Below are 15,529 nucleotides of genomic sequence, written 5' to 3'. Positions count from 1 at the left end.
GCCGGAGGAGAACGAGCGGTGCCGAACTTCGCCCATCCCGAGTGTTCCATCGACGGACTGCTGCGCCGGGCCGCCCGCCGCGACCCGGACGGCGTCGCGATCCGTACCGCGAACCGGTCGGTCGGCTTCGCCGGACTCGACGCGTGGGCCGACCGGATCGCCGCCTTCCTCGGCCAGGCCTCCGCCGGTGCGGCAGGCGTCCGCGTCGGGGTCGCGAGCGTCCTCGACCCGGTCTTCGCCGCCGCCTACTACGGCACCGCCCGCAGCGGCGCCACCATCGTCCTGGTCAACCCGCTGATGGGCGAGGACGGCCTGCGCCACGGACTCGCCGCGGCGCAGGTGGAGATCGCCCTCGTGCCGGCGGCCACCGCCGCGGTGCTCGCCAAGATCCGCGCCGACCTGCCCGCGCTGCGCACGGTCGTCGTCCTGGACGCGGCCGACGGGGTGGTCCCCAGTGGAACGGTGCCGCTGCACCAGGCCCTCGCCGGCGTGCCCGCGCGGCCCGCGGCCGGCGACGGCCCGGCCGACCCGGGCGCGGTCGCCTGCGTGCAGTTCACGACCGGGACCACCGGCCGCCCCAAGGGCGTGCTCCTGACCCACCGCAACGTGGTCGCCAACGCCAAGCAGACCGCCCTCGCCCACCACCTGGACGCCGGCTCCGTCACCCTGAACCACCTGCCGCTCTACCACGTCATGCACCTCAACTCCGGTGTCTACGCAGGTGCCTGCCAGGTGCTGTGCCAGGACCCCGATCCCGTCGCCTCCCTGGCCGCCGCCGCCGAGGCCGCAGCCACCCACTACTACGGGCTGCCCGCCCGCCTGCACGCCCTGGCCACCGACGAACGACTGGCCACCGCGGCGCGCCCCGGGCCGCGGCTGACCGCCGTGCTCTCGGGCGGCTCCGCGCTCGCCGCACCGGCCGCGCGCACCCTGCGCGAACGGCTCGGCGTCCCCGTCATCCAGGGCTACGGCATGGCCGAACTCGCCCCGCTCACCCACTGCCAGCACCCCGGCCGCTACCGCCCCGGCATGGTCGGCGGCGTGGTGCCCGGCACCGAGTGCCGGCTCGTCGACCTGACCACGCGCCGCCCCGTCGGGGTCTGGTCGACCGGCGAGGTCCAGGTCAGAGGCCCGCAGGTGATGGCCGGCTACCTCGAAGGCGGCCACGAGACGCGGATCGACGCCGACGGCTGGTTCTCCACCGGTGACGTCGGCTACCTCGATGACGACGACGACCTGCGCCTGGTCGACCGGCTCTCCGACGTCTTCAAGCACGACAACGAGATCGTCGCGCCCAGCCGCGTCGAGGAGGTCCTGCGCGAGGACCCGCGCGTCGCCGACTGCATCGTGGCCGACTGGCCCGACGCCACACACGGCGCGCTGGTCTGGGCGGGCATCGTGCCGGCCCCCGGCACCACCGACTCGCTCGACTCCATCACCGCGCGGGCCAACGAACACCTCGCCTCCTTCGAACGCATCCGGCTCGCCGAGGCCATCGACGCCGTGCCGCGCACCCCCACCGGCAAACCCGAACGCCGCTCGGTGCGGACGCGGCTCAGCCGGCGGGCCGCCGCGTGACCCGCCCGGCCACCGCCCCCGCGCCCCGCCCCCGACCCCGGAGCTGACCATGGTGAACCCCGCAGACCTGCCGGCCGCGCCCACGCCCCCGGCCCAGGTGCTGGTCGTCGGCGCCGGCCCCGTCGGCCTGACCGCCGCGCACGAACTCGCCCGGCGCGGCGTACGGGTGCGGCTGATCGACGCCGCCCCGGGACCGGCCCGCACCAGCCGCGCCGTCGCCACCCACCCGCGCACGCTGGAGACGTACGACCAGATGGGCATCGTCGACGACGTGCTGCCCCGGGGCCGGCGCAACCGGGCGTTCACCATGTACGCCGGCGGCCGGCGCCGGGTCCGGCTGCGCGCCGACTACGCGACGATGCCCACCCGCTACCCGTACACGCTGATCATCGAGCAGACCGAGACCGAGGCCGCGCTGCGCACCGCGGTGGCCCGGCTCGGGGTGCGGGTCGAATGGGGCGTGCGCCTCACGGACTTCGCCCAGCACACGGACGCGGTGCGGGCGCGGCTGACCCACGCCGACGGCCGCGCGGAGCACTGCGAACCGTCCTGGCTGGTGGGGTGCGACGGCGGCCACAGCACCGTACGCAAGGGCCTCGGTCTCGAACTCCTCGGAGAGAGCAGCGAGACGTGGATGCTCGCGGACGTCCCCATCGACACCGAGGTGGAGCCCGACAGCATCTACTGGACGCACACCGGCGGCCAGGCCCTGATGATGGTGCCCTTCGCGCAGGACGGCCGCTGGCGGATCCTGGACACGGTGCCCAGCACGGGCGAGGCCGGGCCCGGCCGCACCGAGGAGCTGCTCGCGGCCAAGCTCAGCGCGGGCCTCGGCCACCGGGTACAGGTCGGCGAGGCGTCCTGGACCTCGGTCTTCACCTTCCAGCAGCGGATGGTCCGGCGGATGCAGGACGGCCGCGTCCTGGTGGCCGGCGACGCCGCGCACGTGCACAGCCCCGCCTCGGGACAGGGCATGAACACCGGCATCCAGGAGGCGTACAACCTCGCCTGGAAGCTGGCCATGGTCGAACAGGGCCAGGCGGGCCGGGAGCTGCTGGAGACCTACAGCGAGGAGCGCGTCCCCGTCGGCGCCGCCCTGCTCGGCTCCACCCGCACCGCCACCACGCTGGTCCAGCTGCGCAACGCGCTCGCCGGGGTGGTCCTGCCCGTCGCCCTGCGCGTCGTGAACGCGGTGCGGCCGCTGCGCCGGGCCGTGCAGCGCAAGGTGCTGGGCGGCATGTCCGGTCTGCGGATCGGCTACGCCACCTCGTCGCTGACCACCGCGCAGACCGACCGCCTCACCACCCTGGCCGACGCCGGGTCCGTCCTGATGAGCGCGCGGGAGCCGGCCCCGCCCGGAGCCCCCGGCCCCGGCGCCCGTGCCGCCGCCGTCCGCACCCCGGACGGGCCCGCGCCCGCCTTCACGTCCTTCCGCGCCGAACTGCGCGACCCGCGCTGGTCGCTGCTGCTCGCCGCGGGCGGCCACGGGCCGGGCGACGTTCCCGCCGGGGTGGCCGTCACGGCCGCCGCCCAGTACGGCGAATGGCTGTCGGTGCGCACCCTCGGCGGCGCCGGGTCCGAGGGCCCCGCCCCGCTCGCCGACCCGGGCCGCCGGCTGCGCGCCGCGCTCGGCCTGCGGCCCGGCGCCTGGCTCCTCGTCCGCCCCGACGGCTACGTCGCCGCCCGCGGCGCCCTGCTGACCCGCCCGGCCCTGCGCCGCGCCCTGGCCCCGCTGGTGCCCGCCGTCCCCCTCGCCGACCAGGCACGGCGCGAGCCGGGCCCCGCCCTGCGCACCGCCACCCACGATCTCGAGGAGCACTGACATGCCCGACAGCCACCCCGTCGCCCTGGTGACCGGCGCCACGAGCGGCATCGGTCTGGAGTCGGCGCGACACCTGGCCCGCGCCGGACACCGGGTCTTCCTCTGCGCCCGCACCGCGCAGGACGTCGAGCGGACCGTGGCGGAGCTGCGCGCGCAGGGCCTCGACGTCGCCGGGCAGGCCGCGGACGTCCGCTCCCGGGAGTCGGTGGCCGCGCTCGTGGCCGCGGCCGTGGAGACGTACGGGCCCCTCAACGTGCTCGTCAACAACGCCGGACGCAGCGGCGGCGGCGTTACCGCCGACCTCACCGACGAGCTCTGGTACGACGTCATCGACACCAACCTCAACAGCGTGTTCCTGATGACCCGCGAGGTGCTGAAGAACGGCGGCCTGAGCGACGCGGCGTACGGGCGGATCATCAACATCGCCTCCACCGCCGGCAAGCAGGGCGTCCTGCTCGGCGCCCCCTACAGCGCCTCGAAGCACGGCGTCGTCGGCTTCACCAAGGCGCTCGGCCGCGAGCTGGCGCCCCAGGGCATCACCGTCAACGCGGTCTGCCCCGGTTACGTGGAGACGCCGATGGCCCAGCGGGTGCGGCAGGGGTACGCCGCCGCCTGGGACAGCACCGAGGAGGACGTCCTCACCCAGTTCGAGGCGAAGATCCCGCTCGGCCGCTACTCCACGCCCCAGGAGGTGGCCGCCCTGGTCGGCTACCTGGCCTCCGGGCCGGCCGCCTCGATCACCGCGCAGGCGCTCAACGTCTGCGGCGGCCTGGGCAACTACTGACCTTCGTCAACGAATCGAGGACAACGTGAACGTGGTGTCGAGTGGGCGGGTGCACCGCACGGTGCACTCCGTCGAGGTGGCGGCGGGGGCCGGAGTCGTCTACGGACTGGTCTCGGACGCGGTGCGGTGGCCGCTGTTCTTCCCGCCGAACGTGCATGTGGAGCAGTTGGAGTTCGACGGCAGGGACGAGCGGCTGCGGATGTGGGCGCTGGCCAACGGCGAGGTCCGCTCGTGGATCTCGCAGCGCGTGCAGGACCCCGCGGCGCGGCGCATCGAGTTCCACCAGACCCGCCCGCAGGCGCCGGTCGAGACCATGCACGGGACCTGGATCGTCGAGGAGCGGCCCGGCGGCGCCAGCCTGCTGACGCTGCTGCACGACTTCACCGTGGCCGGTGACCGCCCCGGCGACGCGGCGTGGGTGGAGCGCGCCTGCGACACCAACTCCCGCGCCGAGCTGGACAACATCAAGCGGCTCGCCGAACGCTGGACGCGCCTGGACGAACTCGTCCTCTCCTTCGAGGACTCCGTACGGGTCAAGGGCCCGGCCGAGCTGGTCTACGACTTCCTGTACCGCGTGGGCGACTGGCCCGACCTGATCCCGCACGTCTCCCGCCTGGACCTCACCGAGGACAGCCCCGGGGTCCAGCGCATGTCCATGGACACGCGGACGGCGGACGGCAACGCGCACACCACCGAGTCGGTGCGGATCTGCTTCCCGCACGCCGGCCGCATCGTCTACAAGCAGACGGCCACACCCGCCCTGATGGAGGCGCACACCGGCGAGTGGTCGGTGGTGCCCGACGAGACGGGGGTGACCGTCGTCTCGCAGCACAGCGTGCTGCTGCGCGAGGAGGGGGTGGAGCGCGTCCTCGGCGAGGGCGCGGATCTCGCCACGGCCCGCCGGTACGTGCGCCAGGCGCTCGGCCGCAACTCCACCGCGACCCTGGAACTGGCCAAGAAGCACGCGGAGTCGGCGATCCGGGTGCTGTGAGCCCGGTGTTCGCGGTGCGGCCCGTCTCCTCTTCGACTCTTCGACGACCTTCAAGGATGCGCAGATGAGCATGGATCAGGTGAACGGCGAACCGGTCGCGATCGTCGGCATCGGCTGCCGGCTGCCGGGCGGCATCGAGACCCCCGCGGCGCTGTGGCGGGGCCTGCTCGACGGCATCGACGCGGTGCGCGAGACGCCGTGCGGCCGCCGGGCGGCCGCCCGCCGCGGCGGCTTCCTCGACGACATCGCCGGCTTCGACGCGTCCCTGTTCCGTGTCCCGCCCGCCGAGGCCCGGCACATGGACCCCCGCCGGCGCATCGCCCTGGAGACCTCCTGGGCCGCCCTGGAGGACGCCCGGATCGTCCCCGACGAACTCGCCCGCGGCCGGACCGGCGTCTTCGTCGGCACCACGGCGCGGCGCTCCGACCCCTCGCTCGTCCCCGCCAGCATCGCCCGGACCCTCGGCCTCGACGCACCCGTCGCCGCCGTCTCCGCGCTCTGCGACTCCTCGCTGAGCGCCGCGCACCTCGCCGTACGCGCCCTGCGCGACAACTCGGTCGACCTGGCCCTTGCGGGCGGCGTCCAGGTGCTCCACGGGCGGCACGGCGCGGTACACGACGTGGCCGGACCCGTCCGCGGCGAAGGCTGCGGAGTCCTCGTCCTGCGCCGCCTGTCCGACGCGCTCGCCGCCGGCGACCGTATCTACGCCCTGATCCGCGGCAGCGCCCGCGCCGCCGCCGGGCCGCAGCCGCAGGCGGACGCGGCGCGCGCCGCCTGGCAGGACGCCGGCGTCGCCACCCGGCACGTCTCCTACGCCGAGGTCCACGGCGCCGGCGCGGCGGCCCTCGCCGCTCTCTTCGGCGGCGCCGACGCGCTGCGCATAGGGGCCGCCCCGGCCAACTTCGGCCACCTCGAACCCGCCGCGGGCGTGGTCGCCCTGATGCGGACCGCGCTCGCCCTGCACCACGGCGAACTCCCCGCCGGCCTCGGCCGCACCACCCCCGGCCCGCTCCTCGACGTCGTCGCCGCACCCGAGCCGTGGCCGGGCGAGGCCCGCCGTTACGCGGGGGTCGGCGGCCCCGGCTCCGACGGGACCGAGATCCACCTGGCCCTGGAGGAGGCGCCGCACCGGCACCGGATCTTCGTGCCGCTCGCCGCCGAGAGCGCCACCGCCCTGCGCGCGGCCGCCGACGAACTCACCGACCGGGTCCGCACCGGCCGCGCCTGGTACGCCCCCGAACTCCTCGGCCGCGCCACGGGCGGCCACCGCGCCGTCGCCGCCGTCACCCACCCCGGCGACCTGGCCGGTGCGCTGCGCGCCGGCGTCGCGGCGCACGCCCAGGGCCCCGTCCGGCGGCCGGACGCGCTCGCCTTCTGCTTCTCCGGCCCCGGCCCGCGGTGGCGCGGCATGGGACGCGAACTCTTCGGCGAACCCGCCTTCCGGGCCGCCCTCGACGCGTGCGACCGGGCGCTGCGGCCGTTCACCGGCCGGTCGGTCACCGCGGACCTCCTCGCGGACCGGACCCACCCGGGCCCGGCCCGCCCCGACGCCGACGGGCCGGTCCGGTTCGCCCTCCAGACGGCCCTCGCCCGCACCCTGGGCGCCTGGGGCGTCGAGCCCACCGCCGTCTTCGGGGAGGGGGCCGGCGAGGTGGCCGCCGCGGTCTTCGCGGGCGCGCTGCCGCTCACCGAGGGCGCCCGCCTGACCGCCGCCTGGTCCCGCACGGCCACCGGAGCGGACGCTGAACAGCCCGCACGTATAAGGGAGCTGACGGAACGGCTGGGTGTGCTGGAGACCCGCTCCGCCACCGTGCCGTTCTGGTCGGCCACCGCCGGCGGGTACGCCGACGGCGCGGAGCTCGACGCCGCGTACTGGGCCCGCGCCCTGTGCGCCCGCCCGCCCCTGGCCGAGGCAGCCCGCGCCCTCGCCGGCGGCCGCGGCCTGCGCGTCGTGGAGATCGCGCCGCACCCCGTGGCGGGTCCCGCGCTACAGAGCGCCCTCGACGCCCTCGGCGGCGAGCAGCCGCGCGTACTGGCCGCGGGCCACCGTGAGCGGCCCGCCCGCCAGGCCCTGGAGGACGTGGCCGCCGCGCTGTGGTGCGACGGAGCCGACGTGGACTGGGGCGCCGTCACCGGACGCCGCCCGCGCCGCGCCGCACCGGTCCCCGTCGCGCTCACCGTCTCGGGACGCACCCCGCGGGCCCGCGCCGAGAACGCGCTCCGGCTCGCCGCGCACCTCGACGCCACCCCCGACGCCGCTCTCCTCGACGTCGCGTACACGGCCGCCCGGCACCGCCCCCATCTGGAACACCGGGCGAGCGTCGTGGCCGACTCGGCCGCGCAGGCCGCCCGGGCCCTGCGGGCGCTCGCCGCGGGCCTCGCCCACCCCGGCCTCGTCACGGGCACGGCGGCCGCGGGGCCGCGGCTCGCGATGCTCTTCGGCGGACCCGGCCCGCACCGCGCCGGCCCGGCACGGGAGCTGTACGCGGCGTTCCCCGCGTTCCGGCGGGCACTGGACGAGGTGTGCGCCGCGCTCGACCCGCAGCTGCCGCTGCCGCTGGTCGCGGTGGTGTTCGCCGCGCAGGACGGACCGGACGCGGCGCTGCTCGGCGAGCCGGAGTTCGCCCAGCCCGCGCTGTTCGCGCTCGAGGTGGCGCTGTTCCGGATGTGGGCGTCCTGGGGCGTGGTGCCGGCCGCGGTCGCCGGACACGGCGTGGGCGAGGTGACGGCGGCCCATGTGTCCGGGGCGCTCGGTCTCGCGGACGCGGCGCGGCTGGCCGCGGCGCGCGGCCGGGCGGCGCGCCGCGGCGACGAGGGCGCCGCCGGGGCGCAGGAGTTCGCCCGGGCCGCGGCGGAGTGCGCCTTCAGCGAACCGGAGCTGACCTGGGTGTCCACGGTGACCGGCACCGCCGTCCCGGCCGGCCCGGCGCCGGACCCGGCACACTGGGCGCGGCAACTGGCCGGCCCGGCGCGGTTCGCGGACGCCGTACGCACCCTGGAGCGCGCCGGGGTGGGCCGGTACCTGGAGTGCGGCCCGCCCGGTCCGCTCTCCGCGCTGGCGGCCTCCCGCCTGCACCGACCGGCGGTCTTCGTGACCGCGCAGGGCTCGCTGCCCCGGCCGGCCGGGGCAGCACGAGCGCTGGTCCAGGCATTAAGTGCGTTGCACGTGGCCGGAGAGGACATAACCTGGGACCGGGTCTTCGCGACCGGCGTCCCGGTCGATCTGCCGACCTACGCCTTCCAGCGCGAGCACCCTGGGACGGTACGACTTCCCGGCACGAGCGGGCCTCAAGTGAGGATCAAGATCCGCTCGTGAGGGTGGTGGTGCGATCCCCCACAGGACTGTCCCCCAGGGCGAGGAGGCCCATATGACTGAGACTCCGAAGAACGACGAGCCCGAGGACGAGATGCGCGCCAAGTTCAAGGAGGCACTGGAGCGCAAGTCCCGGTCCTCCCAGGCGCAGCAGGCGCACGAGGAGGGGCGGGGCAAGGTCAAGAACATGAGCAGTCCCGCGGGCCGGAAGCGGGACTTCCGCCGCAAGACGGGCTGAGCGCCCCTTCTCCACCAGACCGGCGAAGACCGCGGTACCCCGACGACGGGGTGCCGCGGTCTTTTCCGTGCCCGCGCGCCCGACGGCCCCGACGGCCCCGACGGCCCCGACGGCCCCGACGGCCCCGACGTCAAAGAGTGGCGGTCCTTTCCCGTCCGCGTGCCCGGCGACGGACCGTGGCCCCGGGACCCGGAGGACCGCTCAAGAAGGGACGGAGGAACGCTTTTGCCGCGCCACGGCCCGGCCGCACGGCGGACGGAGCATGTGTCGAGACCACCTCCACCCGGGCTCGAGGAGGGACGGCCAGGGTCGGTGGACGGGTGCGCACGCCGCGCCCCGTGCCGCGACGAGGGAGCTGACCACCGCCGCCATGACCATCACCGCCGAGACCATGCACCCCCCGGGCGCGCCGTCGGGACGGACGGAGGCGGACGCCCTGGACCGGGCCGCGCGGCTCGAAACCCTGCTGGGCGACCCGTACGACCCGGCGAACCCGCACGGTCTGCGGGCCCTGTACGCCGCCGACGACCGGCGCGAGCCGCCCGCCGCGACCGAGCACCTGCTCGCCCGCGCGGGGCTCGGCGCCGAGTTCGTGCCCGCCGCCCACGGCGGCCTGCTCACCCGGGCCGACCTGCTGGCGCGCGCCCTGCGCCCCGTCTTCCGGCGCGACGTCGCCCTCGGCTTCGGCTACGGGATCACCTCCCTGTTCGCCGCCGGCGCCGTCTGGACCGCGGGCAGCGACCGGCAGCGTGCGGACGTCGCCGGTCTGCTGCTGCGCGGCGGGCGGGCCACGATCCTGCACCACGAACTCGCCCACGCCAACGCGATCCTCCGCCACGAGTTCACCGCCCGCCCCACCCAGGGCGGCCACCGGCTCGACGGCCGCAAGGACGTGATCATCAACGCCGCGCGCGCCGACCTCCAGGTCGTCTACGCCCGCACCGACGCCGCCCGCGGGCCCCGCAGCCACTCCGTCTTCCTCCTCGACCCCGCCCAGGCCGGGCCCGGCCAGGTGGCACACCTGCCGCGCGTGCCCCTGCCCGGGATGCGCGGGGCCCTCTTCTCCGGCCTGGAGTTCACCGACCGCCCGGTCCCCGCCGGGGCCCTGGTCGGCGCCCCGGGGGACGGAGTGGGCACCGCCCTGCGCGTGTTCCAGGTCAACCGGAGCGTGATCTGCGGTGTCGTCACCGCCGCCGCCGGCACGGTGCTGCACTCCGCGGTCCGCGCCGCGTCCGAGGGCCGCACCGGGCCCCCCGCCAAGCGCTGGCACAAGCCGCTCGCGGGCGTCTTCGCCGACCTGCTGGCCTGCGACGCCATGGCCACGACCGTGCTGCGGGCGCTGTCCCTGCTGCCCGCCCGGGCCCATCTGCCCGCCGCCGCCGTCAAGTACGTGGTCCCCGACCTGGTCCGCGAGGACCTCGAAGAGCTGGCCACCGTCCTCGGCGCGCGCGGCTACGACCACGCCGACCCCGCCTACGGCGCCCTCGACAAACTCGTCCGCGACCTGCCCGTGGCCGGACTCGGCCACGCCGGCAGCGCCTCCTGCCAGGCCGTGCTCGTGCCCCAGCTGCGCGGCCTCGCCGCACGGTCCTGGTTCGCCGAGGACGAGCCGCCGCCCGAGCTGTTCCGCGCCGGCGGCGAACTGCCCGACCTCGACTACGGGCTGCTCGGCATCGCAGGCGGCGGCGACTTCATGGCCGCCTCGCTCATCGGCAGCGCCGCCCGCCTCGCCCCCGCGCACGGCACCGGCTCCGCCCTCGCCGCCCTGGCCGGACTCGCCGAGGCGTTCGTCACCGAACTGCGCGCCCTGCGCGAACAGTGCCGGCGGCTGCCCGCGTCCGGGCCGGGCCTCACCGACCCCGCGGTCGCCGTGCTCAGCGACCGCTACTGCGGTGTCGTCGGCGCCGCCGCCGTCCTCGGCAGCTGGGAGAGCCAGGACGGCGCCGACCCCTTCCTCGCCGACCCGGCCTGGGCCGTCCTCGCCCTGACCCGGCTCGCCGGGCGGCACGGCGTCCCCGCCCCCGACCTGCCCGACGGCGTCCAGGAGCAGGTGCTCGGCGAACTCCTGCGCCGCCACCGGGAGGGCCACGGCTACCACCTCGACGCGGCCCCCCGCACGCCATGACAGCCCCCGGCACCGCTCCAGGGAAGGAAGGCACCTTGACGACCGTCACCCCCTCCGGTGTGCAACGCATCAGCGCGCCCCTCCACGTCAGCGGACCGGGCGCCGCCTGGCACCGGGTGAGCGAGGCCATGGACCGCAACGGCAACGCCGTCATCCACACCACCTGGGGCGAATGGCTGGCCGCCGCCGTCACCGAACCCGCGCTGCGCCCGCTGCTCGGCCGGGACTGGCCGCGCTACCGGCGCACCGCCGACCCCACCGTGCGCTACCGCTTCGTCGCGTCCCGCCTCGCCACCAAGTACGCGGCGGCCGCCGCCCTGCACACCGACCCGGTGGAGCTCGACCTCGCGTACAAGACCGGCGGACGCCCGTACCTGCGCGGCCTCGACCAGATCGACGTCAGCCTCACCCACACCGACGACCTGATCGCGGTCGGGGTCAGCCGGGACGGCCGGATCGGCGTGGACGCCGAACCGGCCGCCCGCTCCATGTCGTTCGACCTGCTCAGCTCGCATGTGCTGACGCCCGCCGAACGCGCGGAGCTGGCGCCCCTCGGCGACGCCGAACGCTCGGCCGCCCTGCTGCGCGTCTGGACCCTGAAGGAGGCCTACACCAAAGCGCTGGGGCAGGGGCTGCGGCTCGGCTTCACCGAGTTCGGCTTCGGCGTGGACGGCGGCGACCTGCTCGCCCCGGACGGCGGGCCCGCGAGCCGCGGCGAATGGGCCTTCGCCACCCACCGCGTCCTCGGCCGCTACCTGCTCAGCGTGGCCCGCCACGACGCGGGCCTGGACAGCTCCCGCGACACGGCGGCCCGCACCCGGCTCGACGAGGGCTTCATGGGCGCCGTCAGCGAACTCCTGGAGTGACCCCGCCCGGCTCCTACGCCGTCAGATCCTCGGCCCCCACCACCGTGTCCGGCTCCGCCACCAGCACCAGCTGACTGACCGTGTACCGGTCGTACGTCTCCACCTCGACCCGGTACAGCCCCGGCGCCTCACTGGTGACCGTGGCGGTGGGCACGCCGTCCTGCATGCGGACCGGGAACCGGCGCTCCGCGCCCGTCCCGGTGTCGGTGACCGTGCAGGTCAGACCCTGTGCGGAGGCGGTGGCCGAGACGGTGGCCCGCCAGGGGACGCCCACCTCGGCCAGGTCCGGGACCGTGAGTCCGCAGCCCGGTTCGCCCAGGGGCGGGCCGGTCGGCAGGTCCTCCAGGAGGATGTCGGCGACCGCGTCGAGGGCGCTGTCGGCGCGGGCGAGGTCGCCGTGCTGGACGGGGACCGTGGAGACGTGCCCGGACAGGGCGGCGGCGTCGCGGTAGACCGTGCCGTCGCCGTGCGTCGCGAAGTACCGGACGCCCTCGTGGGGGTCGCGGATGAGCGTGCCGTCGCTGTTCTGGCGGGGGCCGTCCTCGTACGCGGTGACCTGACCGGACGCCAGGGACAGGCTCTGCCAGGTGGGCTGGCGGGTGCCGACGACCGTGCGGTGGTCGGGCAGCGCCACGCCCTGCTGGCCGGCGTGGAAGGCCAGGGAGTCGCGGGCCAGGGCGGGGTGGCCGCCGAGCGCGGTGATGTCACCGGCGTCGAGGCGGCGCACGTCGTCCCCGGCGCGCAGACAGCGGTACAGCGGCAGCAGGTCGTGCAGCCCCGGCATGGTCGCGCACAGCGCCCGGAGCTTGGCGTGGGGCAGCGGCACCGGGGCGCCGCGCCCGCTGTTGAGGATGACGGCGGCCTTCACGGACCCGTAGAAGGGCGTGCCGAGCGTGATGACCGTACGGGTGTCCGCCGCCAGGTCGTCCAGGTGCGTGCCGTCCAGAGCGCTGCGGGTGACCAGGCCGCCCATCGAGTGGGCGAGGAAGACCAGGCGGGCCGGACGCTGGTCGGCGCGGTGGCGCAGCGCGGCCAGATGCGCGGGATGGTCACGCCAGGCGGTGAGGTGGGCGCGGGCCCGCGCGGCGAGCAGCTTGCCGTTCGTGGCCACCGGCAGCCGCCAGTCGTAGGGGAAGGGCAGCACGGCGGCCGGGGAGGCGACGTGGTCCAGGACCATGTCGAGCAGATCCGTGTAGGGCTCCTGACCGCGCAGGTACGGGGTCCAGGTGCCGTGGCGCAGCAGCCGCGTGGCCTCGATCCGGCCGGTCTCGCCCGCGAGTTCGTCCTCGGTCAGGTGCAGTTGGGCCAGCCCCTCGCGCCGCGTCCACGCCCGCAGCAGCCAGCCGGCCCCGGAAAGACCCCACAGGACCTCGCCGGTGGCGGTGGAGCGCAGCTCGCTGCCCATGATGCCGGGAACGATGACGACCGCGTCCTGCGTCACATGGGGGGACAGCTCCCGCTCTCCGGGGCCGGACCGGGACGATAAGACCTGTCGCTGAGAACTCATGGACGGGAACAATAGGCAAGATGAGCGAGCAACGGGGGCCGGTCGTGGCTGTTGCCGCAGAACCGGACGCACCGCGGTGGCCGCGCGGGCCGCTGGCCGCGGGGCCGCGGGGGCTGCTGGTCGGCCTGGTCGTCCCCGACGGCGACCCGGGCTTCGACGAGGCGCTCGAACAGCAGCTGGCCGCGCTGGAGTTGTGGTGGCCGCGCGGCGGCGGCGAGTTCGGCTGGCGGCTGTCGGCCAACCCGGACGGCACTCCGCTGTCTACGCGGCACGAGGTCGAGACGTACCTGGAGCGCAGCGGCCTGCGCGCGACCGGGCCCACGACGCCGCTCGTACTCTTCGTCAGCGCGCACGGCCTGGCAGCCACCTCCACCCGCCACTACCTGCGGCTGCCGGACACCACCGACGAACGCCTGCTCGCCACCGCCGTCCCCACGGCCGCGCTCGCCTACGCGGCACTGGACTCCCGCGCCCGGGACGTGCTGGTCATCCTCAACATGTGCGAGTCCGCGGCCGTGCAGAGCGAACTCGTCGCCCTCCAGGACGACCTGGCACCCGCCCGCCGGCAGGAGGCCCGCCTGAACGTGCTGGCCACCACCGAGCGGGGCCGCCAGGTGCTCGGCCTGGAGCTGGCCCGGGTCCTCTCGCGCGCCCACCTGCTGGCCACCACCAGCGAGCAGATCGCCCACCCCCACCTGACGATGAGCGAGTTCACGCAGCTGCTCCACCGCGCCGCGAAGCTTCTGGAGGACGAGCGGCCCGTGCGCCGCGGCGCACGCCGCGCCCACGCCCGCGTCAACATCCCCCAGCCGCTCCTGACGCAGTGGCAGCACGAGCGCTCCCGCGCCCTGCCCAACCCCGGCTACGTGCCCGCGCCGCGCGTCGCCAAGGCCGAGGTCAGCGATGTCGCGGCGACCTTCGACGAGCTGGAGTACTGGCTGGAGAAGGCGAGCGGCCGCCTCGACAAGGCCGACGGCGGCTGGTACTTCTCCGGGCGCACCAACCTCAACCGGCTGCTCGTCGACTTCGTCCAGCGCCCCCGCGGCACCATGATCGTCACCGGAGGCGCGGGCACGGGCAAGTCCGCGCTGCTCGGCCGCATGGTGACCCTCAGCGACCCCCTGTTCCGCAGCGAGGAGCGCTACAAGACCGCCCTCGACGGCCCGCCCGGGACGATCCCGCCGCCCGGCGCCGTCACCGCCGCCGTCTCGGCCCGCAACCACACCGCCCTGACCGCCCTGCGCCAGCTCGGCCGCGCACTGGGCTGCGAGCCCGCCGAGGGGGACGAACTGGGGGACTGGCAGAGCGCGTTGGAGGAGTTCCTGACCCGGCCCGGACCGCCGGTCACCGTCGTCGTGGACAGCCTCGACGAGGCGTACGACCCGACGCACTTCATCACCACCGCCCTGGCCCCGTTCGTCACCGCCACCCGGCCCGCGGACCGGGCGCCCGGCGCCGTGCCCGCCCCCGCCCCGCGCGGGCCCGCCGCCCGGCGCCGCCGGGTGCGGCTGCTCCTCGGCCTGCGCAGCGCCCGCCCCACCGCGCACGACGGCGCGGCCCGGCCCGGCGCGGACGACCTGCTCGCCGAGGTCGCCGACCGGTTCCCGGGCGCCATTATCGTGCGCTGCGACGCCGACCCCGGCCAGGACATCCACGCCTACGTCCGCGTCCTGCTGCGCGACCAGGAGCGGTGGGGCCCCGCCGCCGTCGCCCGGGCCGCGGACGTCGTCGGCGTCCGCGCCGCCGGCTCCTTCCTGCACGCCCGCCTCGCCGTGGAGCAGCTGCGGGCGGCGGGCCCGGCCCTGCTCGCCGACCGGGGCTGGCTGGACCGGGTCGGCGAGGGCATCACCGGACTGCTGCGCACCGACATCGAACTCGCGGTCGCCGCGGGCAGCGGCCTCACCGCCACGGAGGCCGTCGGGCTGCTGCGGGCCAGCGCGTTCGCGCTGGGGCGCGGGGTCGCGTGGGGGGACGTGTGGCCCGCGCTGGCCCACGCCGTGCTCCAAGCGCCCCTGCGCGACCCCGACGAGAAGATCCGTCAGCTGCTGAAGAGCCGCCTGGCCGGGTATCTGACCACCGACCACGAGGACGACCGCGTGGTCTACCGCCCGGCCCACGAACAACTGGCCCAGATCCTCCGCCACTGGCCGACCCCGCGAAAGGGCACCCCATGACGCCCCTCCCCGCACCCGGCCCCGACGGACATTCCGTGACGGGCCACCTCGACAAGGACACTGCGGCTCTCCCCGCCCAGCGGCGCCCCGCGCCTGGCGGGCACCCTATGACTGGCCACCTCCGCGAGGGG

General features: G+C 76.1%; 10 protein-coding genes. 9 read left to right on the top strand and 1 reads right to left on the bottom strand.

From position 1 onward, the window contains the following. Nucleotides 1-18 precede the first annotated feature (18 nt). The 8 genes from ABZY33_RS23620 (at nucleotide 19) to ABZY33_RS23585 (ending at nucleotide 11,717) form a co-directional block, all read left to right on the top strand. Complete coding sequence (locus ABZY33_RS23620; protein ID WP_356493623.1) at nucleotides 19-1,578, top strand: class I adenylate-forming enzyme family protein; 1,560 nt, start codon at nucleotides 19-21, stop codon at nucleotides 1,576-1,578. 49 nt (nucleotides 1,579-1,627) lie between these two features. After that, entirely contained in the window at nucleotides 1,628-3,400 is a 1,773-nt protein-coding gene (locus ABZY33_RS23615; protein ID WP_356493622.1) for an FAD-dependent oxidoreductase, read from the top strand. A 1-nt stretch (nucleotide 3,401) separates the two neighbouring features. Further along, on the top strand, nucleotides 3,402-4,184 hold the full coding sequence (locus tag ABZY33_RS23610; RefSeq protein ID WP_356493621.1) for an SDR family NAD(P)-dependent oxidoreductase: 783 nt from the start codon (nucleotides 3,402-3,404) through the stop codon (nucleotides 4,182-4,184). 34 nt (nucleotides 4,185-4,218) lie between these two features. After that, nucleotides 4,219-5,175, top strand: coding sequence for an aromatase/cyclase (locus ABZY33_RS23605; protein ID WP_356493639.1), 957 nt, complete (start codon nucleotides 4,219-4,221; stop codon nucleotides 5,173-5,175). A gap of 64 nt (nucleotides 5,176-5,239) precedes the next feature. Then, nucleotides 5,240-8,491, top strand: coding sequence for an acyltransferase domain-containing protein (locus tag ABZY33_RS23600; protein WP_356493620.1), 3,252 nt, complete (start codon nucleotides 5,240-5,242; stop codon nucleotides 8,489-8,491). A gap of 52 nt (nucleotides 8,492-8,543) precedes the next feature. Next, a complete protein-coding gene (locus tag ABZY33_RS23595; protein ID WP_356493619.1) occupies nucleotides 8,544-8,726 on the top strand; it encodes a DUF5302 domain-containing protein in 183 nt (60 codons plus the stop codon). Nucleotides 8,727-9,096: 370 nt separating this feature from the next. After that, on the top strand, nucleotides 9,097-10,851 hold the full coding sequence (locus tag ABZY33_RS23590) for an acyl-CoA dehydrogenase (protein WP_356493618.1): 1,755 nt from the start codon (nucleotides 9,097-9,099) through the stop codon (nucleotides 10,849-10,851). Between the two features lie 35 nt (nucleotides 10,852-10,886). After that, the gene (locus ABZY33_RS23585) at nucleotides 10,887-11,717 is read left to right on the top strand and encodes a 4'-phosphopantetheinyl transferase superfamily protein (RefSeq protein WP_356493617.1); all 831 of its coding nucleotides are present in this window, start codon (nucleotides 10,887-10,889) and stop codon (nucleotides 11,715-11,717) included. A 13-nt stretch (nucleotides 11,718-11,730) separates the two neighbouring features. Here ABZY33_RS23585 and ABZY33_RS23580 read toward each other — a convergent pair whose 3' ends face one another. Next, a complete protein-coding gene (locus tag ABZY33_RS23580) occupies nucleotides 11,731-13,158 on the bottom strand; it encodes a hypothetical protein (RefSeq protein ID WP_356493616.1) in 1,428 nt (475 codons plus the stop codon). 86 nt (nucleotides 13,159-13,244) lie between these two features. Here ABZY33_RS23580 and ABZY33_RS23575 point away from each other — a divergent pair, with 86 nt between their 5' ends. Then, nucleotides 13,245-15,398 carry a hypothetical protein gene (locus ABZY33_RS23575; RefSeq protein ID WP_356493615.1) on the top strand — a complete coding sequence of 718 codons (2,154 nt, stop codon included), beginning with the start codon at nucleotides 13,245-13,247 and terminating at the stop codon, nucleotides 15,396-15,398. Nucleotides 15,399-15,529: the final 131 nt, after the last annotated feature.

The organism is Streptomyces sp. NPDC006552 (assembly GCF_040611655.1).
GTDB lineage: Bacteria > Actinomycetota > Actinomycetes > Streptomycetales > Streptomycetaceae > Streptomyces.
The sequence above is the reverse complement of the archived record's forward strand: the minus strand, read 5'-3'. Positions and strand labels throughout refer to the sequence as shown.

Coding starts and splice junctions, on each gene's coding strand:
- ABZY33_RS23615 (WP_356493622.1), top strand. CDS start 1,628: ATGGTGAACCCCGCAGACCTGCCGGCCGCGCCCACGCCCCCGGCCCAG.
- ABZY33_RS23610 (WP_356493621.1), top strand. CDS start 3,402: ATGCCCGACAGCCACCCCGTCGCCCTGGTGACCGGCGCCACGAGCGGC.
- ABZY33_RS23600 (WP_356493620.1), top strand. CDS start 5,240: ATGAGCATGGATCAGGTGAACGGCGAACCGGTCGCGATCGTCGGCATC.
- ABZY33_RS23595 (WP_356493619.1), top strand. CDS start 8,544: ATGACTGAGACTCCGAAGAACGACGAGCCCGAGGACGAGATGCGCGCC.
- ABZY33_RS23590 (WP_356493618.1), top strand. CDS start 9,097: ATGACCATCACCGCCGAGACCATGCACCCCCCGGGCGCGCCGTCGGGA.
- ABZY33_RS23575 (WP_356493615.1), top strand. CDS start 13,245: ATGAGCGAGCAACGGGGGCCGGTCGTGGCTGTTGCCGCAGAACCGGAC.